The organism is Galbibacter sp. L-19, from assembly GCF_056857615.1.
Genome location: NZ_JBSXNL010000023.1, coordinates 1 through 23,301, shown reverse-complemented (window position 1 = coordinate 23,301; position 23,301 = coordinate 1). Strand labels below are relative to the sequence as shown.

Here is a 23,301-nt window from a genome sequence, read left to right as displayed (position 1 = left end):
TATACTTGTCTGCTCTTTTATCGCTTCAATGGCTACTTTGGCCTTAAAGGATGCGCTGAATTTTCTTCTTGATGTTTTCATATTGACAGGGTTAAAATTACAACTTAATTTCCTGTCCTAAATTTGGGGAGTATTATACTTGACAACAAAATATTTTATATCAAACGAATCTGACTTAAATTTATTGTATAGTTTAAAAGTTATTGTGCGCCCTAAAGCAATAATTACTAAAACTTAAAAAGACTTGCCTCAAGTCTTACCTGAAAACCTACTTACAATCTCCCTAAACATAGGGAGATTTTTTTTGTATCGCTTTTCCTATAATTAATTTATAGCTTTCTCATTTAGTTTTTTGTATCTTTTGTAAGTTTAATTTAATTTTTAAGTCATGAAAGCTGTGTCAGTTAAATCGTCTTTTTTATTTCTAATAGCATTGTTAATCTTTTGCAATGTTCCTTCCGTAAAAGCTTTTGAATCAGATTTTATAGTAAGCGTACAAGACACCATTAACTTTCAAGAGTTTAAAGGAACTATTTTTGATGCCACAACTAATGATGAACTTGTATTTGCTACCATAGCTATAGAAAACACCAACATAAGTACGATTACAAATGCGGAAGGCGGCTTTATTTTAAAAGTTCCAATATCCATGCTCGATAAGAATCTAACCGTATCTTTTTTAGGATATCAAAAAAAAATAATTCCTATAAATACGCTCAGTGTTGAAGACAATGAAATCTCATTATATCCTGTCTCGATAACGCTTTCCCAAGTAGATTTAAGCGCTCCAAAAGATGCGCTAAGTTTGGTTAGAAGTATGTTGAATAAAAGTGGGGTTAACTATTTGACTTCTCCAGTTAAAATGACAGCTTTTTATAGAGAAACAATTAAGAAACGAAATAGAGACGCTTCTTTATCTGAAGCTGTTGCTTACATCTACAAACAACCTAATTCCAATGGTAAAAGAGATATTGTAGATTTATTTAAATCTAGAAAGCACACTAATTATTCTCGTTTGGATACAGTAGCATTAAAATTGCAAGGAGGGCCGTTTACTCCCTTGTATGTGGATGTTATGAAGTATCCAGAATATATTTTTACACAGGAACTTATAAAACATTACGACTTTAAATTTGATGCTTCTACAACTATAAATAGTAAATCTGTTTATGTAGTTAATTTTAAACAAAAGGAAAATGTTATAGACCCTCTGTTTTATGGCAAATTATTTATAGATGCTGAAAATCATGCTTTGGTAAGTGCTATTTTCAACTTAAATGTTGAAGACCGAGAGAAAGTTAGTGAATTATTAGTTAGAAGAAAACCAAGTAGAACTGATGTATATCCTACAGAAGCTTCTTACAGAGTAGATTATAGAATAAAAAATGGAAAGTGGTACTATGGCTACGCAAACGTACAACTTACATTTGTTGTTAATAAAAAAGGGAAGTGGTTTAACTCTAAATATCATGTGAAAAGTGAAATGGCTATTACTGATTGGCAAGAAAATGAGGGAGAAAGAACTGTTAAAAACAAAGACCGAATGAAACCTTCAATCATTATTGTAGATGAAGCTTCTGGGTTTTCAGATCCAGAATTTTGGGGAGCTTATAATGTTATAGAACCCGAAAAATCTATAGAGTCTGCAATTAATAAAATTCAGCGACAAATAGATAGAAACAAAAGCTAATTAAATCAAAATAATTTAAATCCCTTATTGAGGGTTTTATTCCCCAGAGCCTGTCCTGAGTTTATCGAAGGGCTCTACGTCGAAATGGATTAAATTATTTTCCTTTGAATACCTCGTAGGCTTGCCTCGAGATAGTTGATTGTATACTCTCGAGAAATAAGGGTAGTGTATAATAAATTAAACCTCTAATTCAGTATTAAAATAACTACGATTAAAAAAGTTAACAAAATTTAAGCGTTTGGCACAGAATTGGATATTATTTTTACTCCAAAAGTTAGATATTTTTTATATTTATCGCGGTTATGAATTTGAATTATAAAATGAAGTTTTTATTTGTCTCTATATGTATGGTTTTTCTTGGGTATACTTCCTATGCGCAAGTTGAATCTACAAACACCCCTATTAAATTAGAAGGACTGAATGCAACACAGCTTCCAAAAGAGAATTCAAATGAAGCTACCAATTTAAATATAAAGGCTACACCAGATGTAGAAGTCCCTAAAAAGTATGTTCCTAAAACTCCCAAAAAACCATCTGCTACCGACATAGCAAATAAAGAAGTAGATATGATGGGGAGTCAAGAAGCTTTTTTAGATCCAGGAGACCGGTTTGAAAAAAAGCTGAACAAAAAATTTAACGGGAGTGGAGATGACGGAAAAATGGGCGCTACAACAACACAGTATTTTGGCGACTTTAAAAGCAATGCCAAATCAATTAAAATACTTTGTAGAGATCATCAATATGTGGATGGAGACCGTGTAAGTGTTATTGTAAATGATAAAGTAGTAGCACCAAATATATACTTAGAATCGAGTTTTAAAGGAATTTATATTGACCTTGAAAAAGGATTTAATAAAATAGAATTTAAAGCGTTAAATCAAGGTTCTTCAGGGCCAAATACTGCTCAATTTGCTGTTTTTGATGATAAAGGAGTCGAAATATCTTCAAATATTTGGAATTTAGCTACTGGCGTAAAAGCTTCTCTTTTAATTATAAAAGAAGAATAGAGCTTCCTTTTATAGCTTATATAATTAATATTTAAAGAATCTAGCTTCTAAATATGTTATTAGCAAACCTATAACTTACATCCATATAAATTATTTCAGAAAAACTTAACGTAAATTTTTTTAACAATTTCATACCTTTATAAGTATATCATTGAATTCTTATAAACTATGAATAAAGTACTAATAGCCATAGATTACAATCCAACCTCAGAGGAGGTTGTTAAAAAAGGGTATGAGCTTGCTAAAACCTTGGATGCAGAAGTTTGTTTAATTCATGTTATTAGCAATCTCCAATATTACGGGATTCAATATCCTAGTTTTATGGGATACGATGCCATGAATGTAACATACGACCCATCAATCCAAGATGAAATGAAAAAGATAGCCAAGGATTTCCTTAAAACTGCAACCGAAAATTTAAAGGATCCAATGGTAAAATCTCATATAGCAGAAGGTGATACTGCCGACGAGGTGCTAAATTATGCTGAAGAATGGAAGGCTTCCTTAATTGTTATGGGAACTCACAGTCATAGTGCACTAGAAAAATTATTAATTGGAACAGTTGCTTCTTCTGTTTTGGAACATACAAAAGTTCCTGTTTTTATGGTTCCTATTAAGAAAGATTAGTTTGGAATTACGTATTAAAAATTTTATAACTGAATTTCCTTTTTTTACTGAAGAAGAGAAAAGACCATGGGAATTTACTTCTAATATAAAGCAACTCGTTTTAGATTTTCAAAAATCCTTAAATGATGATTTTATAATAGAAAATCATATTGCTATTCATAAATCTGCTGTTATTGAAAAGGGGGCGGTACTAAAATCTCCAGGTATTATTTGTAAGAATGCTTTTGTGGGAGCTAATTCCTATTTAAGAGAAGGTTTTTTTATTGCTGAAAATACTCATATTGGCGCCAATTGTGAAATTAAAAGTAGTTTTATAGGATCTCATTCTGCAATTGCTCATTTAAATTACATCGGAAATAGTATTATTGGTTCTAATGTAAATTTTGAAGCGGGATCAATAGCTGCAAATCATTATAATGAAAGAACTGATAAACAAATTTGGGTGCTTCATAACAATGAACATATAGATACAGGAGTTACCAAATTTGGTTCTATTGTGGGAGATAGCAGTAGAGTGGGAGCTAATGCGGTACTTTCTCCAGGCACTATTTTACCACCTCATTTTATAGTAAAACGGCTAGAACTAATTGCTCAGATTCCATAAATTTTATAAAACTTCACATTTATTTAATATACTTTAAATCTATTAATTGTAATATTGCAATAAACAAATTGACATGGGACTAACAAAGGCTGAAATTTTTTCAGAAGAACAAAATAAAATTGCTAGTATAGCAAAAGTGCTAGGGCATCCCGCTAGAGTAGCTATTTTACAATATTTATTTAAAACAAATGCCTGTGTTTGTGGAGATTTGGTTGGAGAAATCGGGCTTGCACAACCAACAATCTCTCAACACTTAAAAGAATTAAAAAATATAGGAATTATAAAAGGAACTATTGAAGGAACTAGTGTTTGCTATTGCATCAACCAAACGAATTGGGATGAAATGGCTCATATTTTGAATCTTTTTATTAATCAATCTCCTAATATTTCTACAGGCGATTGTTGTTAGCTTGTCATTATAAATTTATGAACTTATTTAGTTTAGTTAATCGTAATATAGCAATAAAGCAATGTTTAAAATATAAAATTTTATAAAATGAAATTATCAGATTTTAAAAAACACTTAAAAGGGAAAGAAAAAATAGCATTTCAATTACCAAATGGAAGTCTTGTTCCAAATCATTTCCATGTTACGGAAGTAGGCGCTATCAGTAAAAAATTCATTGATTGCGGAGGAACGTTAAGAGAAGAAAAAGTAATTAATTTTCAACTTTGGGAAGAAAATGATTACGACCATCGATTACATCCAGAAAAATTAATTCACATTATAGAGCTATCAGAGGAAAAATTAAATCTAGAAGACAACGAAATAGAAGTTGAATACCAAGGCGAAACCATCAGTAAATATGGTTTAGACATTGCAAATGGAATCTTTATGTTAACTACTAAACAAACAGACTGTCTTGCAAAAGATGCTTGCGGAATTCCAGAAAAAAAGAACGTAAAATTATCAGAAATCCCCATAAGCTCATCTAATTCATGCACCCCAGGAAGTGGTTGCTGTTAACCTAAATTATTAAATATGTATCCTACAATAAATAATAATATAAGTACTCTAAATATTGAATCCTTATCCGAAGAACGTAAGGAATTGTTAACATCTTTAATCGAATTTATCAACAATAAAGTCGCGAAAAAGGAAGCTGTTACTATAAATTTTATCTGCACCCACAACTCAAGAAGAAGTCACTTATCGCAAATTTGGGCACAAACTATGGCTCATTATTTTGGAATAGAAAATGTATTTTGTTACTCTGGAGGAACAGAAAGTACAGCTATGTTTCCTATGGTTGGTGAAACTTTGAAGCAGAGTGGGTTTCTAGTAAAAAATATTTCAGAAGGGGATAACCCAGTATATAGTATTAAATATGCCGAAAATGAACATCCTGTAATTGCTTTTTCTAAAAAGTATGATGATGATTTTAATCCTGAATCAGGGTTTGCAGCTATAATGACTTGTTCTCAGGCAGATGGAGGCTGTCCGTTTATAGCAGGAGCAGAAAAAAGAATCCCTATTACTTATGAAGATCCAAAATTATTTGATGGAACTCCAGAACAAGCAGCAAAATATCAGGAAAGAAGCTTACAAATAGCTACAGAAATGTATTATGTATTTTCAAAAGTCAGTAACTAATGAAGCAGTCTAAAAAATTAAGTTTTCTCGATAAAAATTTAACGCTGTGGATTTTTGTAGCCATGGCAATAGGAGTTTTTATAGGTTATGTATATCCAAACATTTCAAATATTATAAACTCTTTTAATAGTGGTACTACAAATATCCCTATTGCAATCGGACTCATATTAATGATGTATCCTCCTTTGGCTAAGGTTAATTATGCCTTATTGCCAAAAGTTTTTAAAAACGTAAAAGTATTATCTATTTCCTTGGTTTTAAATTGGATAATAGGCCCCTTTTTAATGTTTTTTCTAGCTATCATTTTTCTTCATGACTATCCAGAATACATGGTAGGTCTAATTTTAATTGGTCTTGCTAGGTGTATAGCTATGGTTTTAGTATGGAACGATTTAGCTGAAGGGAGTAGCGAATACGGCGCAGGATTGGTAGCCTTAAATAGTATTTTTCAGGTTTTTGGCTATAGTTTTTATGCATGGCTATTTATTACCAAATTACCACCTCTTTTCGGATTTGAAGGAGCAATCGTAGATATTTCAATAGCAACAATTGCAGAAAGTGTAGCTATTTATCTAGGAATCCCTTTTGTTTTAGGCTTTTTAAGTAGGCTAATTTTAGTTAAAATTAAAGGAGAGGAATGGTATACAAAAAAATTCATTCCTTATATTTCTCCAATAACACTCATAGCCTTGCTATTTACCATTCTGGTTATGTTTTCATTAAAAGGAGAACTTATTGTTCAAATTCCATTTGATGTTGTATTAATAGCCATTCCATTACTCATTTATTTTACTGTAATGTTTTTTATTGGTTTTTTTGTTAGTAAAGCAAAAGGAACTCCATATGATGAGAATGTAGCTATTGCTTTTACTGCCGCAGGAAATAACTTTGAGCTTGCCATTGCTGTAGCTATTGCAGTATTTGGGCTAAATTCCGGACAAGCATTTACTGGGGTTATCGGACCATTAGTGGAAGTTCCAGCACTTATATTATTAGTAAGAGTTGCTTTTTGGCTTCGAAAAAAATATTATCCATCGCTTACTTAGCTTCAGATATAAAAATGATTCACTCTATTCTAGTATAGAATAGCCAGGAATGATAACTATAAAATTATTCCCCCGAGATATATACCTCGGGGGAATTTTATTATATGGGTTGTTAAATTAATGCTAATATTGGGTAAGTTTTTTCTTCATCTAGAATAAAATGTAAATTAGAACAGTACAACTAAATCAAATAAAAAAAATGAAAAAATTAATCTACCTTCTAGCCATTCCCTTGGTAATAGCTAGTTGTAAAAATCAAAGTAAAAATACTTCAGAAGATACAAATGAAGTTATAAAAGATAGTACACCATCTGTTCAAACAGCCATTGGTGAAATTGAATTACCTGCACCATTTTTTACTAGGTCTGTTTCTAGACCTAGTACAGTAATAGATTGGCCAAAAGAGAAAACTCCTACAGCTCCTGCAGGTTTTAAGGTAACTCGCTTTGCTGAAGATTTAAAACATCCTCGTTGGACGTATATTGCTCCTAATGGAGATGCTTTTGTTGCAGAAGCTAATACAAGTAAAGACAGTGCAAACAGAATTACACTACTTAGAGATACTAATGGAGATGAAAAAGTAGACGAGCAGCATATTTATCTTGAAGGGTTACACCAAAACTTAGGAATGTTGGTTTTGAATAATTATTTCTATGTAGCAAATACCGATGGATTGTATAGATATCCGTACAAAAAAGGAGCTAATAAAATTACATCTGAAGGAGAAAAAATTGTAGATCTTCCTGCTGGCGGATACAATAATCATTGGACTAGAAATATTATTAGTAGTAAAGATGGTAGCAAAATTTATATTTCTGTAGGTTCTGCAAGTAATGTAGGAGAACATGGAATGGAAGAAGAACAAAGACGCGCTTCTATCCTGGAAGTAAACCCTGACGGCTCTGGAGAGGAAATATATGCTAGCGGAATTAGAAACCCTGTAGGAATGGATATAAATCCTGTAACTGGAGAGTTATGGACAGCTGTTAATGAGCGTGATGGACTAGGAGATAATTTAGTACCAGATTACATTACTAGCGTTAAAAAAGGTGGTTTCTACGGCTGGCCATTTAGTTATTATGGAGCTATTAACGATCCGCGTTGGGAGGAAGACCCACACCAAGATATGGTGGAAAAAACTATTATTCCTGATGTTCCTGTTGGAAGTCATACTGCTTCATTAGGTTTAACATTTTATACAGCCGATCAATTTCCTAATAACTATAAAAATGGAGCTTTTGTAGGACAACATGGTTCTTGGAATAGAGCAAATTTTGCAGGATATAAAGTTGTATTTGTTCCTTTTAGTGATGGCAAGCCACAACAACCTCAAGATTTCTTAACCGGATTTATTGCAAATGATGAAGCTGGAGAGGTTTATGGACGTCCGGTAGACGTAACTGTAACCCCAAAAGGTTCTTTATTGGTTAACGATGACGATGCTGGGATTATTTGGAAAGTAACTGCAGCTAATTAATAAAATATAAACTTTTAGTAGCTTCCTAAGTTATAATACTCATAATTTAGGAAGCTATTTTTTTATATCAGACTCTTAATAATACATCAATTTATTAGTACATGGGATTGGTTTACACCTTTTATCATTAAGCTTACAAGATCAAAAACAGGCAAATAATTTTGTCAAAATTAAACTCCTTCTGGTAAGTCCTGAAGCATGTAAATCTCGATTATTAGTAACTAAAAAAACGCCTTACTAATAAAGTAAGACGTCCTTTCAGCTTAAAGTGTGTGTTAATCTATTATTGTTTATTCATTTGAAGCCATTAAAGCAAAGAATTTGTTGATGTTTGGTAAAATCACAATTCTAGTTCTTCTATTTTTGGCTCTATTTTCTTTAGTTTCATTATCTACTAGCGGTTGGAAACTACTTCTTCCAGAAGCTATTAATTTTTCTGGACTTACTTCGTAATCGTTTTGAAGTTTTCTAACAACAGATGTAGCTCTTAAAACACTTAAATCCCAGTTGTCTTGCACTTTCTCTGTATGAATACTTCTGGCATCTGTATGTCCTTCTACCATTACCTCAATACTTGGCTCAGAGTTTATAACGTCTGCAAGTTTTTGTAAAATATCGTTTGCCTTATTACTTACTCTGTAACTAGCTGTATTGAATAGTAATTTATCAGAAATAGAAATCATTACTACAGTCTCATCAATATCAATAGCAATATCATCATCTTCATTCAAACTGCTGTTATTCATTGATTTTTGTAGATTGTAAGAGACAGCTAAATTCATTGAATCTTTTAAAGTCTTAGCCTCACTAAGTTGAGAAGGGTCTACATTTTGTAGTGTTTTACGCATTCCTCTTTTAGTTTCTTCAGAAATAACTGCTACATCGCCAACAGTAACCAATTTACTATCGTTCTCTTCTGTTAAACTATTAATTTTACTATTGTACTCATCAACACGATTTTGAATAGCAGAGAATTTTGTTTCCAATTCTTCTTTTTCAACTTGTGTTTTTTGTAGCTGACTTTGAAGTTCTCCTTTTTCATTCTCTAATTCCACATATTTCTTCTTCGATACACAAGAAGTTAATATTGCAATTGTAAATAATGTTATTGCTGTTTTTTTCATCTGTTAATAGTTTTAATTATTTTTAAAAGTCTTAGTTAAAACACCCAAGTAACTACATCTTGAAATTTACTTTTTGAAGGATGTTTCAGCATCAATTTTTTAATTCATTCTGTAATATCTACGGAGATCTTTCTAAAATAGATTATTTAAAAATGTTAAAATGAAACGTTTTATCGTTTAAAACATTCATTTTATCGAAGAATATAAATGATGAAGTCGTGGTTTTCAAGAGGTTAAACTTCAGTATTTATCTTACAAAAAAACAGCAAATAAATTTCAATATTATAGTACCTTTGATTTTTTTATCTGAAAATCAACTACCTCGAGGCAAGCCTACGAGGTATTCAAAGGAATACAAATTAAATCCATTTCGATGCAGAGCCCTTCGATAAACTCAGGACAGGCTCTGAGGAATAAAACCCTCAATGAGGGATTAAATAGAAAAAGAACAACTTCAAATTATCAATATTTTGGCAAAGAATGATCCCTACGCAGCACTGCGTTACAAAGAATTCAACATATTTTTGATTGTCCGTTTTGCAATGGTTTTTGCATGGTCAATGCAATTTGTAGTAATAGAGTGGGAGGTATATAGTATTACAAAAGACCCGTTATCTTTAGGAATTATCGGACTAATGGAGGTTATTCCTGCGGTTTCCTTAGCACTTTTTGCAGGACATGTAGTAGATCAAAAGGAAAAAAGAGGCTTGTTGTTAAAGTGTATTTTAGGATTTTCTGTAATTAGTTTCGGACTCTTTTTATTAACGTGGCCTAAAATTATTGGAGAATGGCCTACTGATATTGTTTTGTATTGTATTTACTTTTTAGTTTTTCTAGGTGGTTTTGTACGTGCTTTTTTAGGGCCTACCATTTTTTCTTTATTTTCTTTAATTGTACCCAAAAAGGTATATCCAAATGCAGCAACATGGAGTAGTTCTGTTTGGCAAATGGGAGCTGTTCTAGGGCCAGCATTAGCTGGATTTAGTATTAATTGGATTGGCGTACATTGGTCTATGTGTCTAATTTTTGGTTTTTCTTTAATAGCATTTGTTAACCTACTTCAGATCCCTAAAAAGCCAATTTTAAATCCTAAAATAGGAGAAAATGTATTTAAAAGCTTGCGAGAAGGAGTTCGGTTTGTATTTAGTACTAAAGTAATTCTAGGGGCTATAACTTTAGATATGATTGCTGTACTTTTTGGTGGGGCTGTAGCGCTATTACCTGTTTTTGCACAAGATATTTTACATGTAGGTTCTCAAGGTTTTGGAGTTTTAAGAGCCGCCCCAGCTGTAGGAGCATTAATAACAATGTTTACATCTGCTTATTTCCCGCTTAATAAAAGTGCTGGAATGAAACTTCTTGGAGCTATCTTTGGATTTGGTGTGTGTATTATTGTTTTCGGACTCTCAACATGGTTTTGGGTATCTGTATTAGCACTTTTCTTAAGTGGAGTTTTCGATGGGATCTCAATGATTATTAGACAAACCATTTTACAACTGCGTACTCCAGACCATATGCGTGGTAGAGTAGCATCGGTTAATTCTATGTTTGTAGGATCGTCTAACGAGTTAGGGGCTTTTGAAAGCGGACTAACAGCACGATTAATGGGAACAGTTACCGCTGTAGTTTTTGGCGGTACAATGACATTAATAACAGTTGTAACTACAGGAATTGTTTCTCCTGCTTTTAGAAAACTAGATCTTAGAAAAGATATTGAAGAGCATGAAAAGGAGGAGTAAGTAAGGGTATATTCAATATTGACCAAAAAATTAAATTTTAATATTATGGCTAAGAGAATATTACCACACGAAAGGATTCGTGCGGCAGCGGGGAAGCCCAGTTAGCGTAAGAGCTAAGCTTGCGCCAATTATGAGTAAGAAGTAAAAACAATGAAACAAACACCCCTATAATCCCCTCAAGGGGATAGTAAATGCGGAGTGGAACAAGGTGTTAAATAGTACCCAGGTCAAACCCCCGCTGGTGCGCGATTGTATTGCGTTCCACAGGGATAGTAATAATGGTAATAAAATATAAGTAGAAACTTTTACAAAATTTAAGCATTATGGATAAAAGACAACTACCGCACGAAAGGATTCGTGCGGCAGCGGGTTTTAATGAGCACGAGTGTGACGCTCGCGCTAGCGGGGGAGTGCATCATTTACGCTAGTAAAAAAGGAGTAGCAAAAGAAATTTCCCTTATTAAATCAAACGTCACCATTTCACTAGCTTTAGAGCATAAAAAAAGAAATAGAAACTTAAAACGTTTACATTTTTATTTCTCTTACCTCTCCAGGCTCTATATTACCTAAAGAAATATCTCCAATACGAACTCTAACTAATCGCAATGTAGGAAAGCCTACTGCAGATGTCATTTTACGAACTTGATGAAATTTACCTTCTGTTAGGATAATACTTACCCAGCTTGTGGGACCGTGCCGTGCATCTCTAATCTTCTTTTTACGTTCAGGAAGCTTTGGAGTAGCTATTTTTTTGGCTCTACATGGCTGCGTTTTATATTTTTCGCCATGCAAACCTATTTTTAGTCCGTTTTGTAATTGTGTTATAGCCTCTTCCGTTATATCTCCATCAACCAAAGCATAATATTCTTTTTCTATTCCACTTCGGTTAATAGTGTCACTCAATTTCCCATCAGTAGTCATGAGTAAAAGTCCTTCAGATTTTTCATCAAGTCTCCCAATAGGCATTATCCCATCAGGGAAATTATAAAGTTCTTTTAAAAATCGTTTTTTTCGAGCCTGACGGAGATCATTACTAGCCATTTGACTAATAATTCCATAAGGTTTATATAATTTAAAATGTAGATGCTTGGTAGTCATTCCTAATTCTTTAATCCTTCATAGAGGGTTTAATTCCTCAAGAATTCATTTTGATGTAAATACTTTTGCGAAGATAGAGATTCACTTAATAAATTAAAGAATTTGTGAATTTTCATAAGAAAACCTCTACAATAAATTTAAAGAGGTTTCTCTATAAACTAAAAATTTTATGGTAATTACTCTTTATTCTTATAGCAAAGCGGTCTTATATCTTTGTGCAAATGCTACTTTTTAATTCTATAAATTATTGAAAATTAATTGGTCTGATTGAATTTATTTGTATGAAATAATAAAACTATTTTATAAGATAACCTATGTTTGTAAAAAATATGGATTCACTTACACAAATAGTATTAGGAGCCGCTGTTGGAGAAGCTGTTCTCGGAAAAAAGATAGGCAATAAGGCTATGTTATATGGTGCTATTGCTGGTACTATTCCAGATTTAGATGTATTGGCAAGTAACTTTACGGATACAGTTACTGCGCTAGAAATGCATCGCGGGTTTACACATTCTATTTTGTTTTCTATAATTTTTGCTCCTATTTTTGGATGGCTTGTCTCTAAATATCAATCCTATAAAGATTTTAAAGGGTGGACTCTTTTATTTTTCTGGGGATTTTTAACACACCCTCTTTTAGACGCCTTTACTACATGGGGAACCCAACTCTTCTGGCCTTTGGATTATAGGGTAGCTTTTAAATCTATCTTTGTTATCGATCCACTATATACGCTTCCTTTTATTGTATTTTTACTACTTACAATGTGTAAGAAACGAAGTTCTAAAAAACGGAGTTTTTATAATAAAATGGGACTAATATTGAGTACGAGCTATTTAATGCTGACCTTAATTTTAAAGTGGGTAACCTACACCAAATTTGAAAACGCTTTGAAAGAACAACATATAGCATATTCCGAAATAGACACCAGACCATCTCCTATGAATACTGTTTTATGGAATGCTAATGTAAATACAAAAGACTCATTTCTCTTAGGTACTTATTCTTTATTCGACTCACAACCAATTACTTTTGAGAGTCGCCCTAAAAATCATGAGCTTATTGAAGCTATTAAAGAAAATGATAAAATGCAGCGGATGATTCATATTTCTAAAGGATGGTATAGTATTTCTGTCCGAGAAAATGAGTTGTTTTTCAACGATTTACGCTTCGGATTAATGAGTTTAGATTCTGAAGCTGAAGATTTTGTTTTTCAGTATAAAATCCAAATCAATAATAACGGATTACTACAATTCTCAGAAACCAAAAAGGGAAGAGATGATGCTCAAAAATTAATGAAAGAGCTTTGGACTAGAATAAAAGGAAATTAATTTTTTGAACAATTTTAATACCAATACTTCCTAACAATCATTTAAATTCTATACTATCATCTTTATTTTTTACTTTCTATCAAATTTCGATTATCGAGTAAAGCTGTAGTAATTTTCTTCCTATAAATGCTGCCTTTGTGAGATATCCATAATTAAATGATTTCTTTTAATATAGATACAATATCTTTGCTGAAATTATATTCATGTCCACACCGTTCTCAAAATTAGGGGTTATTGAGCCTCTTCAGCATAGTTTATTCGATTTAGAAATAAACACTCCCACAGAAATTCAAGAAAAAGCAATCCCTATAATCCTCACTAAAAAGGATGATTTTGTTGGAGTAGCTAAAACTGGAACAGGAAAAACTGCTGCTTTTGGTTTACCTATCCTGCAATTAATTGATACTGAAAAATCTCATATTCAAGCAGTTATTGTAGCCCCAACCAGAGAATTAGGACAGCAGATTTATACAAATTTAGAGTCTTTTGCTACTAATTTACCTACAGTTTCTATTGCATCCATTTGTGGTGGGATTCCTATAAAACCACAAATAGAACGACTTAAAAAGGACACACATATTGTTGTGGCAACTCCTGGGCGTTTGATAGATTTGATTAAGCGAAAAGCAATCGATATTAAAAAAGCTTCTTATTTAGTTTTAGATGAAGCCGACGAAATGGTTACTTCGCTAAAAGAAGGTTTAGATGAAATTGTAGCTGAGCTTCCTAAAAATCGTAGGACAATGCTTTTTACAGCAACAATGCCTGGAACTATAAAACAGCTGATTCAAAATTATATGTCTAAACATGTAATTCAGGTGTCGGTAGATATGGAAACTAGCGGACATCAAGGAATAGATCATAAATACGTAGTGGTAGAACCTATTGAAAAGCTAGAAGTTTTAATGCATTTTCTAAACAGTAAAAATGGAGAACAGGGAATAATTTTCTGTAAAACTAAAGCTGCCGTAAATAAGCTAGCTAAAAACTTAGCTATTAATAAATTTTCTTCGGGGGCATTACATGGGAGCCTTTCTCAGCCTATAAGAGATCGAATTATGGGGCAGTTTAGAGAAGGACATATTAATATTCTAGTAGCTACAGATTTGGCAGCACGTGGAATAGATGTAAAAGATATTTCTTATGTTATAAATTATCATCTTCCAGATACTTTTGAAGCGTATGTACATAGAAGTGGTCGTACTGCAAGAGCAGGAGCAAACGGACTCGCATTGACTGTTTTACAAGAAGAGGAAGTAAGCGAATTAAGTGAATTTGAAAATGAACTAGGGATTACTTTTAAAAAGTTTGAGAAAGCAGACGCTAAAAGTATTGAAGAGAATAACACCCTTTTATGGGCTAAAAAAATATTTAAAACAAAGCCTAACCACACAATATCTCCTGAATTTAGAGAGAAAGTGCATACCGTATTTCATCATTTAACAAAAGAAGAGTTGGTAGATAAGTTACTAGCAAATTACTTAAACCAACAAGCTACACCTACTAAAGAGGTGAATGAAAAGAAACGAAAACCATCTCGAAGCTAGTATACTAGATATTAAAGGTATAAAATAGACAGAAGCCCTTTGGTGAACTCAGAACAGGCTTTGGAGTATTCAAATTTTGATTATCGAGTAAAAAAATTAGTGCTTAAGTTATAAATAATGGCCAATACTATAAAAGATCAACAAGAGATTCTTGAGAAACTGAATATTTATCAGTTAAACGATATGCAAGAAGAAGCTCTTTCAGTAATAAAAAATTCAGTCAACACAATTATTCTTTCTCCTACAGGAACAGGAAAAACATTAGCTTTTTTACTCCCTATACTAGAGAGATTAGATCCTACCTGTGAAGAAGTCCAAGCTCTTATTTTAGTTCCTTCTAGAGAATTGGCTATTCAAATAGAGCAGGTTATTAGAAATATGGGAACTGGCTACAAAGTCAATGCAGTTTATGGAGGTCGCGCTATGTCGAAAGATAAAATTGAATTAAAGCATACTCCCGCTATTCTAATAGGAACTCCAGGGAGAATGTCCGATCATTTTGTACAAGAACGCTTTTCTACTGAACATATTAAAACTTTAGTTTTAGACGAATTTGATAAATCGTTAGAAGTAGGATTTGAAGAAGAAATGAAGGAAATCATAATTGAACTTAATAATTTAGATAGACGCATTTTAACCTCTGCAACACAAGGAGTTAAAATACCTAATTTTGTTAAGTTTCAGAATTCTACAGTTATAAATTATCTAAATAAAGAAGCTTCAAAATTAGCTATAAAAACTGTAATTTCTCCTTCAGGAAAAAGGCTAAAAACGCTATTAGATGTTGTAGAACACGAAGGAAATGAACCTGGAATTATCTTTTGCAATTTAAAAGATAGTATTCAAGAGGTGAGTAATTTTCTTAGTAGGAATCATATTTCTCATGGTTGTTTTCATGGAGGAATGGAGCAAAAAGATAGAGAACGTTCCCTTATAAAATTTAGAAATGGAACTTTTAATGTGTTATTAGCTACCGATTTGGCAGCTCGTGGGATTGATATTCCAGAGATAAAATATATTATCCATTATCAGCTTCCTTTTAATGCTAATGAGTTTACACATAGAAATGGTAGAACTGCACGGGTAAATGCTAAAGGAACAGCCTATGTTTTAAAAGAAGAGAAAGAGAATTTCCCCGATTTTATTAAAAAGACTTCAAATGCGGATATTTCTAAAAAAACACCCATCAAGCCTAATTACTGGCAAACATTATTTGTATCTGGCGGACGGAAAGATAAAATTTCAAAAGGAGATATAGCTGGCTTATTTTTTAAGCAAGGTAATTTAAATAAAGACCAATTAGGTATTATTGAATTAAAGCAAGATTGTACCTTTGTAGCCGTACCAGCTTCTGAAGCTACAAAATTAGTAGAAGCCTTGAATAACAGTAGGTTGAAAAAGAAAAAGGTACGAGTAACTGTTATATAACTCTGTTAATAATAGTTTTAATTATTTAGGATCCATAAGTTTTAAAATTAAATCCCACTACTTTTGTGGAAGGAAAAAAGTATAGATATGCAATCTTTTGACGAATTTAAAATATCAAACCAATTACAGTATGCAATAGAGGATTTAGGCTTTGAAAATCCTACGCCAATCCAAGAAAAAGCATTTCCAGTGGTAATGTCTGGAAAAGATGTTATTGGAATAGCACAAACGGGAACAGGAAAAACTTTTGCATATATGCTCCCTATCCTTCAGGGATTAAAATTTTCTAAACAAGTAAATCCTCGTGTATTGGTAATGGTTCCAACAAGAGAACTTGTGGTACAAGTGGTAGAAGAGATTGCTAAGTTTAGTAAATACATGAATATTAGGGTTGAAGGAGTTTATGGAGGGACAAATATAAACCGTCAAAAAGAAGCTTTAGCGCAAGGAACCGATATCATTGTAGCAACTCCTGGACGTTTATACGATTTGGTAATTAGTAGAGCTGTACAGTTAAAAGCCGTAAAAAAACTAGTTATTGATGAAGTAGATGTAATGCTGGATTTAGGTTTTAGATTTCAATTAAATAATATTTTTGAATTATTACCAGAGCGCCGTCAAAACATCATGTTTTCGGCTACTATGACCGATGAAATAGAAACTTTAATTCAGGATTTCTTCCGAGGAACAGAAAAAGTATCGGTTGCTGTTAGTGGTACACCGCTGGAAAACATTGACCAAAGTTGCTATAGTGTTCCTAACTTTTATACCAAAATTAATTTGCTTCATCATATCTTAAAAGATAAGGAAGTTTTCAAAAAAGTATTGGTTTTTGTCTCCAATAAAAAAAGTGCTGACTTATTATACACCGTACTTACCGAGAATTTTAAGGATGATGTTTGTGTAATTCACTCTAATAAGACCCAAAATTATAGATTGCGCTCTATTGAGGAGTTTGAAGAGGGTGTTCATAGAATACTTGTTACTACAGATGTTATGGCTCGTGGCTTGGATCTAGATAAAATATCTCACGTTTTTAATTTTGATACGCCAGCTTTTCCAGAAAATTATATGCATCGTATTGGTAGAACCGGTAGAGCAGAGGAGAAGGGAAGTGCTATTTTATTTTTTACTGAAAAGGAAAAAGAAAATAAAGAGGCTATTGAGGAATTAATGAAAATGGAAATCCCTCAGCATGATTTCCCTGAGGAAGTTGAAGTTTCAAAACAATTAACTTCAGAAGAGCAACCCAGAGTTATAGAACCTGATAATCCACATAAACGTCTGGATGAAGATGCTCCTGGAGCTAGTTTTCATGAAAAAAAGGAGAAAAATAAAAAAACAAATCAAGGAGGTTCTTACAGAAGAACTATAAAACAGAAATATAAAAAACCTAAAACAAGAGGCGATAAAAACTACAATCAGCGTAATAAAAAGAAGAAAAAATAATTGAAGAAAAATAATTAATGAAAGCAGCTTCTAATAAAGTACTTATTGTACTTGCCTTTATTGCTATTTATGTAATTTGGGGTTCTACTTATTTCTTAAATAAAATTGCAGTTACTGAACTTCCTCCATTTATGTTGGCTGGATTACGCTTTGTAACAGCAGGAATTATAGCATTTATTATTGCTAAATCCATAGGATTAGATATTAAAGTTTCTAAAAAACAGTTTATAAATACTTCCATTGCTGGTTTCTTATTTTTAGCAATTGGAAATGGCTTTGTAGTATGGGCTTTAAAGTATGTAGATAGCGGTTTTGCTGCCTTAGAAATGTCTGCTCAGCCTTTGATTGTATTACTTTTACTACGAATTTTAGAGGGTAAGAAAATAAAATTCATGTCGTTTATAGGCGTAGGCTTAGGAATCTTAGGGATTTACTTATTGGTAAGTCAAAATACCGTTAGTAATAAAGAAAACAGCTTAGTAGGAATAGGGGTTATCTTTCTTTGTATGATTAGTTGGGCCTATGCCAGTATTTTTGTTTCTAAAGCAAAATTACCTAAGCACTTTTTTGTAAATTCTGCCTACCAAATGTTTATGGGTGGGATTTTTCTACTCACGTTAAGTTTGACTTTAGGAGAGCAGTGGACAGCTCCAAACACTTGGCAAACAGATACTCAATTGGCGTTATTAGCATTAATTTTACTTGGAAGTATCGTTGCTTTTACTTCCTTTAATTACTTACTAAGGGTAGTCTCTCCAGAAAAAGTAGCAACATCAACCTATGTAAATCCAATTATAGCTTTATTTCTAGGATGGTTCTTTTTAGAAGAACATATTACTCTACAATCTATAATAGCGGCTGCAATACTACTTACTGGGGTTTATTTTATCAATACTAAAAAAACACTTCTTATATTCTCTCGATTCTCTAGTAAAATAGGGAAGAAGTATAGAGAGGAAATGTAATTTTATAAATAGTATTAAGTAGTTAGTATAAAGTATTAAGATTTTTAGTTTGCCACGAATTCACAACTATTTTTTGAGTAAATCTGTGAATTCGTGACTAAAATTTATATGGTAGCAGGGTTTTAGATCATATCTGCGACCAGTAATTATATCTTTACTATCATTTTCCCTTTGTTTTTCCCTTCAAATAAATCTAAAAAGGCTTGTGGGATATTATCAAATCCATCTACAATAGTTTCTTTATAAGTGAGTTTGTTTTCTGCTAACCATTGTCCTAGTTGTTGCCCAGCTTCTGGAAACTTATCTTGGTAATTGGATACAATAAATCCTTGCATTAAGGCACTATTTTTAATTAAAAATGGCTGAACACTAACACCTTTCGGAACAGAAGTTTCGTTATAAACAGAAATAGCTCCACAAATAATCATACGTGCAAATTTATTGATGCTAAATAATACAGCGTCGGATATTTCTCCACCCACATTATCAAAATAAATATCTACACCATTAGGACAGGCTTCTTTAATGGCTGCCTTCATATCTTTAATGGTGTTGTAATTAATCCCTTCATCATAACCAAACTCCGATTTTAAAAGGTTGATCTTTTCATCGCTTCCCGCAATTCCAACTACACGAAGTCCTAATATTTTCCCTATCTGCCCTACAACACTTCCTACAGCACCAGCAGCTCCAGAAACCAACAAGGTTTCTCCTTCTTTAGGTTTCCCAATTTCTGTGAGTCCTAAATATGCGGTAAGTCCTGTCATTCCAAGTATTCCTAAATAAGCAGATAATGGTGCCTGGTTAGCATCTACTTTTCTAATTTCTTTTATCTTTTCTGAAGAAATTATCTGCTCTTCTTTCCAATCTAATATTCCAGAAATATAATCTCCTTCTTGGAAATCTTTATTTTTGGAAGCTACAACTTTAGCTACTATTCCAGACGTAATTGGTTTTCCTAATTCAAAAGGAGGGACATACGACTTAGCGTCGCTCATTCTTCCTCTTAAGTAAGGGTCTACAGATACATATTCTGACTTTATTTGTAGGTCGCCATCCTTTAAATCTACTATATCTTCATTTTTAAATTTAAAATCTGATAAGGTTGGAGTTCCTACTGGGCGCTTATCTAATACTATTACTTTACTCATAATTTTAATTTTTTTCATCTTAAAAACAACAGCAATAATTTACTCTTTTCGCAATAATCTGAAAAATATTAAAGTATATTTCTTTGTTAAATTAAAAGCTTTATTCACTTCCTTTTTAGTGTTTAGAATTTAAATAAATAAGCTATAAAACTATTTATAACTAATTCACTTTTAATCAAATAACAGTATTAATGTCCCTTATAGCTTTATGAAAGCGTTAATGTTTGATTTTCATTAGTAATAATTACTAAAAATTTATTAATTTAAACCAAATTCTGTGTTTAGCTATAATTACAGAATTCAGACTAAAACAAAAAAAAGAACCTATGCCTGATTACAAACTTAACATCAATGGAGAATCTCATACTATAAATGTGGAGGAAACCACACCTATGTTATGGGTTTTAAGAGACCATCTTCAATTTGTAGGAACAAAATTTGGTTGCGGAATTGCTCAATGTGGGGCATGCACTATACATATTGAAGGAGTGGCAGTAAGATCTTGTCAATTACCAGTATCTGCAGTTGGAGAACAAAAGATAACAACCATAGAAGGTTTATCGGAAAAAGGAGATCACCCTGTACAAAAAGCATGGATTGAACATGATGTTCCGCAATGTGGTTATTGCCAAGCAGGACAAATTATGTCGGCTGCTTCCTTATTAAATAGTAATCCCAATCCTACAGATGAAGATATTGACGAAGCTATGAATGGGAATATTTGTCGTTGTGGCACTTATACTCGCATTAAAGCAGCAATTAAAACAGCCGCTTCTAATTAAGTTAGTTTTAAAACTAAGCAACAACCTCAGGTAGAATTTACGAGGTAGTCAAAGGAGAATAATTTAATCCATTTAGACGTAGAGCCCTATGGTAAACCCAAGACAGGCTCTAGGGAATTAAACCCTCAATGAGGGATTCAAATAAAAAATATTAACTCATTTCGATGTAAGCATCGGGGAGTTAGCCCTCCAAGAGGGTTTAAACTTTAAAATCTACAGCACGTGTCACTTATAAAAACATCATACGGAAGAAGGTCTTTTTTAAAGACTTCAGCATTAGCAGGAGGAGGAATGGTCATTGGATTTAGTTGGCTTGCCTCATGCAAACCCTCTCCAGAGGAAATTGCTAACTTACCAAAAGAATGGTTTGAAATTAACGGATTTCTAAAAATAGGAGATAATGGAATGGCAACTATTATGTCTCCAAACCCAGAAATAGGTCAGAATGTAAAAACATCGATGCCTATGATTGTTGCGGAAGAATTAGACATTGCTTGGAATAACGTAATTGTAGAACAAGCGCCGTTAAACACTAAAATATACACCAACCAATTAGCAGGGGGGAGTCAGTCTATCCGCCAAGGATGGGATGGGTTAAGAATGGCTGGAGCTACAGCAAGACACATGCTAAAACAGGCAGCCGCTCAAAAATGGGAAGTTCCCTTAGAAGAAATTACTACAGAAAATGGAGTTATTCATCATAAAAAGAGCGATCAATCTCTTGGTTATGGAGAAGTAGCCTCTCTAGCTGCTACTCTGGAAGTTCCTAAAGAAGTAGCACTTAAAGAACTTGATGAATTTAGTATTATAGGAACTGCTACCAGAAACGTAGATGGCGAAAAGATAGTTACAGGGAAACCATTATTTGGAATCGACCAGTATAAAGAAGGGATGTTAATTGCAATGATAGTACATCCGCCAGCATTTGGAATGAAATTAAAGTCTTTTGACGCTTCAGAAGTTAAAAAAATGCCTGGAATAAAAGATGTTTTCAGCATTAAAACTTATGAAGATGGGTTTAATAAAAGTATGTTTGATGCCGATGCTTTTCCTGAATTAGTAGTGGTTGTAGGAAATTCTACTTGGGAAGTTATGAATGCCAAAAAAGCATTAAAAACTAGCTGGGAGCCTTTTGAAGGTTATGAAGATGTATTTGCCAACTTTTCTGGAGATGGAACTTTCTCTAAGTCTGTACCTGCAGGAGCAGAGAATACAGAGTCTCATATGGAAAAAATGGAGGAGCTTTCTACCAAACTAGCAAAAGAAGTACGGAAAGATGGGGATCCTGAAAAAGCTTTTAAAAAGGCTGCTAAAATAATAGAACGTAGTTATACAGCACCATTTTTAGCGCATAATACTATGGAACCCATGAATTTTTATGCGGATGTTACTGCAGATAAAGCAGTACTAAGCGGACCTATTCAGACTCCAGAATTTATGGAAAAATCTGTTGCTGCTAGAATAGGACTCCCATTAGAAAAAATAGACTTACAAATGACACGCCAAGGAGGTGGTTTTGGAAGAAGACTTTATGGGCATTTTGTTGTGGAAGCTGCGGCCATCTCCCAAAAAATGAAATCTCCTATTAAATTAGTATATACCCGAGAAGACGATATGACTTTTGGGAACTATCGTCCAGCTTATCACGCTAGATATAGAGCTGCTTTAGATGAAAATAACAATATTATAGGATTTCATGTTCGCGCAGGAGGAATCCCTGAGAGTCCGCTTTTTGCTAATAGATTCCCTGCTGGAGCAATTGATAATTACTTGGCAGAATCGTGGGAAATAGCTTCTAATATTTCTGTAGGAGCTTTTAGAGCGCCACGCTCAAACTTTATTGCAGGTGCCGAACAATCGTTTTTAGATGAAGTTGCCGAAGCAATGGGGAAAGACCCGTTTGATTTCCGATTGGAACTTTTAGAACGTGCTACCACAAATCCGGTAGGAGAAAAGAATGATTATGATGCTAAACGTTATGCTGGAGTATTGGAATTAGTACGAGAAAAATCTAATTGGTCGCCAGAAAGTACCAATAATACCTATAGAGGGGTTTCAGCATATTTTTGTCATAACTCTTATGTTGCCAATGTTTTAGAAATGGTAATGGAAAAGGAAACTCCTGTAGTTAAAAAGGTGTATTGTGCTGTAGATTGTGGGATTGTAGTAAATCCAATTGCAGCTACAAATATGGTTGAAGGTGGAACTGTAGATGGAATAGGGCATGCTATGTATAGCGGACTTACTTTTAAAGATGGAAAACCTATACAGACAAATTTTGATCGTTATAGAATGATTCGTCATAAAGAGGCTCCAAAAGAAATAGAAGTTCATTTTGTACAAAATAAGGAACATCCAACTGGATTAGGAGAACCTCCTTTCCCTCCAATTATGGGATCGTTGGCTAATGCATTATACAAAGCTACTGGACAACGTCATTACAATCAACCCTATATAACACAAAAGAAAGTGGTAAGTTAGGCATCTAGGCAGTAGGCAGTAGGCATGAACTTCCCTGAATAGAGTTGACCGTTTTTAAATATTAATTTCATTGTTAAAAATAGTAATTGTTTTTTGATGAAAAGTACTTTTCATCAAAAACTGTTTTTCAAACGCTATTGGACTTATTTTTCCAATATTATCAT

At 33.0% G+C, this 23,301-nt stretch carries 20 protein-coding genes; 17 read left to right on the top strand and 3 right to left on the bottom strand.

The features are described from left to right. Positions 1-388 precede the first annotated feature (388 nt). From AC13CQ_RS01290 to AC13CQ_RS01250, 9 genes are all read left to right on the top strand, one after another. Entirely contained in the window at positions 389-1,690 is a 1,302-nt protein-coding gene (locus AC13CQ_RS01290) for a carboxypeptidase-like regulatory domain-containing protein (protein ID WP_008614974.1), read from the top strand. A 320-nt stretch (positions 1,691-2,010) separates the two neighbouring features. Then, positions 2,011-2,697, top strand: coding sequence for a hypothetical protein (locus AC13CQ_RS01285; protein WP_157136693.1), 687 nt, complete (start codon positions 2,011-2,013; stop codon positions 2,695-2,697). Between the two features lie 168 nt (positions 2,698-2,865). Next, on the top strand, positions 2,866-3,324 hold the full coding sequence (locus AC13CQ_RS01280; protein ID WP_008614972.1) for a universal stress protein: 459 nt from the start codon (positions 2,866-2,868) through the stop codon (positions 3,322-3,324). A 1-nt stretch (position 3,325) separates the two neighbouring features. Next, complete coding sequence (locus AC13CQ_RS01275) at positions 3,326-3,928, top strand: LbetaH domain-containing protein (protein ID WP_008614971.1); 603 nt, start codon at positions 3,326-3,328, stop codon at positions 3,926-3,928. A 73-nt stretch (positions 3,929-4,001) separates the two neighbouring features. Further along, positions 4,002-4,337 carry an ArsR/SmtB family transcription factor gene (locus AC13CQ_RS01270; protein ID WP_008614970.1) on the top strand — a complete coding sequence of 112 codons (336 nt, stop codon included), beginning with the start codon at positions 4,002-4,004 and terminating at the stop codon, positions 4,335-4,337. 87 nt (positions 4,338-4,424) lie between these two features. Beyond that, positions 4,425-4,895, top strand: a complete 471-nt coding sequence (locus tag AC13CQ_RS01265; RefSeq protein ID WP_008614968.1) for a DUF6428 family protein — start codon at positions 4,425-4,427, stop codon at positions 4,893-4,895. Positions 4,896-4,910: 15 nt separating this feature from the next. Further along, entirely contained in the window at positions 4,911-5,522 is a 612-nt protein-coding gene (locus AC13CQ_RS01260; RefSeq protein WP_008614967.1) for an arsenate-mycothiol transferase ArsC, read from the top strand. Then, a complete protein-coding gene (gene arsB, locus AC13CQ_RS01255; RefSeq protein WP_008614965.1) occupies positions 5,522-6,568 on the top strand; it encodes an ACR3 family arsenite efflux transporter in 1,047 nt (348 codons plus the stop codon). Before AC13CQ_RS01260 ends, arsB begins: the two co-directional genes overlap by 1 nt. A gap of 199 nt (positions 6,569-6,767) precedes the next feature. Continuing rightward, positions 6,768-8,045, top strand: a complete 1,278-nt coding sequence (locus AC13CQ_RS01250; RefSeq protein ID WP_008614963.1) for a PQQ-dependent sugar dehydrogenase — start codon at positions 6,768-6,770, stop codon at positions 8,043-8,045. Positions 8,046-8,335: 290 nt separating this feature from the next. Here AC13CQ_RS01250 and AC13CQ_RS01245 read toward each other — a convergent pair whose 3' ends face one another. Then, positions 8,336-9,169 (bottom strand): OmpA/MotB family protein, encoded by an 834-nt coding sequence (locus AC13CQ_RS01245; RefSeq protein ID WP_008614961.1) that lies wholly within the window; start codon positions 9,167-9,169, stop codon positions 8,336-8,338. Positions 9,170-9,639: 470 nt separating this feature from the next. Between AC13CQ_RS01245 and AC13CQ_RS01240 the strand changes: the two genes are divergently transcribed. Further along, entirely contained in the window at positions 9,640-10,908 is a 1,269-nt protein-coding gene (locus tag AC13CQ_RS01240; protein WP_008614960.1) for an MFS transporter, read from the top strand. A 525-nt stretch (positions 10,909-11,433) separates the two neighbouring features. Here the strand turns inward: AC13CQ_RS01240 and AC13CQ_RS01235 are convergent. Continuing rightward, complete coding sequence (locus AC13CQ_RS01235) at positions 11,434-12,006, bottom strand: pseudouridine synthase (RefSeq protein ID WP_008614958.1); 573 nt, start codon at positions 12,004-12,006, stop codon at positions 11,434-11,436. Positions 12,007-12,335: 329 nt separating this feature from the next. Here AC13CQ_RS01235 and AC13CQ_RS01230 point away from each other — a divergent pair, with 329 nt between their 5' ends. From AC13CQ_RS01230 to AC13CQ_RS01210, 5 genes are all read left to right on the top strand, one after another. Next, positions 12,336-13,334, top strand: coding sequence for a metal-dependent hydrolase (locus tag AC13CQ_RS01230; protein ID WP_040880142.1), 999 nt, complete (start codon positions 12,336-12,338; stop codon positions 13,332-13,334). A 203-nt stretch (positions 13,335-13,537) separates the two neighbouring features. After that, entirely contained in the window at positions 13,538-14,881 is a 1,344-nt protein-coding gene (locus AC13CQ_RS01225; protein ID WP_008614956.1) for a DEAD/DEAH box helicase, read from the top strand. Between the two features lie 117 nt (positions 14,882-14,998). After that, on the top strand, positions 14,999-16,309 hold the full coding sequence (locus AC13CQ_RS01220; RefSeq protein ID WP_008614955.1) for a DEAD/DEAH box helicase: 1,311 nt from the start codon (positions 14,999-15,001) through the stop codon (positions 16,307-16,309). A gap of 87 nt (positions 16,310-16,396) precedes the next feature. Beyond that, positions 16,397-17,758, top strand: a complete 1,362-nt coding sequence (locus AC13CQ_RS01215) for a DEAD/DEAH box helicase (RefSeq protein WP_040879776.1) — start codon at positions 16,397-16,399, stop codon at positions 17,756-17,758. A gap of 17 nt (positions 17,759-17,775) precedes the next feature. After that, positions 17,776-18,723 carry an EamA family transporter gene (locus AC13CQ_RS01210; protein ID WP_008614944.1) on the top strand — a complete coding sequence of 316 codons (948 nt, stop codon included), beginning with the start codon at positions 17,776-17,778 and terminating at the stop codon, positions 18,721-18,723. Between the two features lie 146 nt (positions 18,724-18,869). On the opposite strand, the gene AC13CQ_RS01205 is transcribed toward AC13CQ_RS01210, so the two are convergent. Continuing rightward, positions 18,870-19,874: an NADP-dependent oxidoreductase gene (locus AC13CQ_RS01205; protein WP_008614939.1), complete on the bottom strand. Its 1,005-nt coding sequence runs from the start codon at positions 19,872-19,874 to the stop codon at positions 18,870-18,872. 326 nt (positions 19,875-20,200) lie between these two features. Here AC13CQ_RS01205 and AC13CQ_RS01200 point away from each other — a divergent pair, with 326 nt between their 5' ends. Both AC13CQ_RS01200 and AC13CQ_RS01195 read left to right on the top strand, forming a co-directional pair. Then, positions 20,201-20,656, top strand: coding sequence for a (2Fe-2S)-binding protein (locus AC13CQ_RS01200; RefSeq protein WP_008614937.1), 456 nt, complete (start codon positions 20,201-20,203; stop codon positions 20,654-20,656). Positions 20,657-20,878: 222 nt separating this feature from the next. After that, positions 20,879-23,137 (top strand): xanthine dehydrogenase family protein molybdopterin-binding subunit, encoded by a 2,259-nt coding sequence (locus AC13CQ_RS01195; protein WP_008614935.1) that lies wholly within the window; start codon positions 20,879-20,881, stop codon positions 23,135-23,137. Positions 23,138-23,301 lie beyond the last annotated feature (164 nt).

What these genes read in the sequence shown, in the direction of transcription:
- AC13CQ_RS01290 (WP_008614974.1), top strand. Translation starts at nt 389, where the DNA reads ATGAAAGCTGTGTCAGTTAAATCGTCTTTTTTATTTCTAATAGCATTG.
- AC13CQ_RS01285 (WP_157136693.1), top strand. Translation starts at nt 2,011, where the DNA reads ATGAAGTTTTTATTTGTCTCTATATGTATGGTTTTTCTTGGGTATACT.
- AC13CQ_RS01280 (WP_008614972.1), top strand. Translation starts at nt 2,866, where the DNA reads ATGAATAAAGTACTAATAGCCATAGATTACAATCCAACCTCAGAGGAG.
- AC13CQ_RS01270 (WP_008614970.1), top strand. Translation starts at nt 4,002, where the DNA reads ATGGGACTAACAAAGGCTGAAATTTTTTCAGAAGAACAAAATAAAATT.
- AC13CQ_RS01265 (WP_008614968.1), top strand. Translation starts at nt 4,425, where the DNA reads ATGAAATTATCAGATTTTAAAAAACACTTAAAAGGGAAAGAAAAAATA.
- AC13CQ_RS01260 (WP_008614967.1), top strand. Translation starts at nt 4,911, where the DNA reads ATGTATCCTACAATAAATAATAATATAAGTACTCTAAATATTGAATCC.
- arsB (WP_008614965.1), top strand. Translation starts at nt 5,522, where the DNA reads ATGAAGCAGTCTAAAAAATTAAGTTTTCTCGATAAAAATTTAACGCTG.
- AC13CQ_RS01250 (WP_008614963.1), top strand. Translation starts at nt 6,768, where the DNA reads ATGAAAAAATTAATCTACCTTCTAGCCATTCCCTTGGTAATAGCTAGT.
- AC13CQ_RS01245 (WP_008614961.1), bottom strand. Translation starts at nt 9,169, where the DNA reads ATGAAAAAAACAGCAATAACATTATTTACAATTGCAATATTAACTTCT.
- AC13CQ_RS01235 (WP_008614958.1), bottom strand. Translation starts at nt 12,006, where the DNA reads ATGACTACCAAGCATCTACATTTTAAATTATATAAACCTTATGGAATT.
- AC13CQ_RS01230 (WP_040880142.1), top strand. Translation starts at nt 12,336, where the DNA reads ATGGATTCACTTACACAAATAGTATTAGGAGCCGCTGTTGGAGAAGCT.
- AC13CQ_RS01225 (WP_008614956.1), top strand. Translation starts at nt 13,538, where the DNA reads ATGTCCACACCGTTCTCAAAATTAGGGGTTATTGAGCCTCTTCAGCAT.
- AC13CQ_RS01220 (WP_008614955.1), top strand. Translation starts at nt 14,999, where the DNA reads ATGGCCAATACTATAAAAGATCAACAAGAGATTCTTGAGAAACTGAAT.
- AC13CQ_RS01215 (WP_040879776.1), top strand. Translation starts at nt 16,397, where the DNA reads ATGCAATCTTTTGACGAATTTAAAATATCAAACCAATTACAGTATGCA.
- AC13CQ_RS01210 (WP_008614944.1), top strand. Translation starts at nt 17,776, where the DNA reads ATGAAAGCAGCTTCTAATAAAGTACTTATTGTACTTGCCTTTATTGCT.
- AC13CQ_RS01205 (WP_008614939.1), bottom strand. Translation starts at nt 19,874, where the DNA reads ATGAGTAAAGTAATAGTATTAGATAAGCGCCCAGTAGGAACTCCAACC.
- AC13CQ_RS01200 (WP_008614937.1), top strand. Translation starts at nt 20,201, where the DNA reads ATGCCTGATTACAAACTTAACATCAATGGAGAATCTCATACTATAAAT.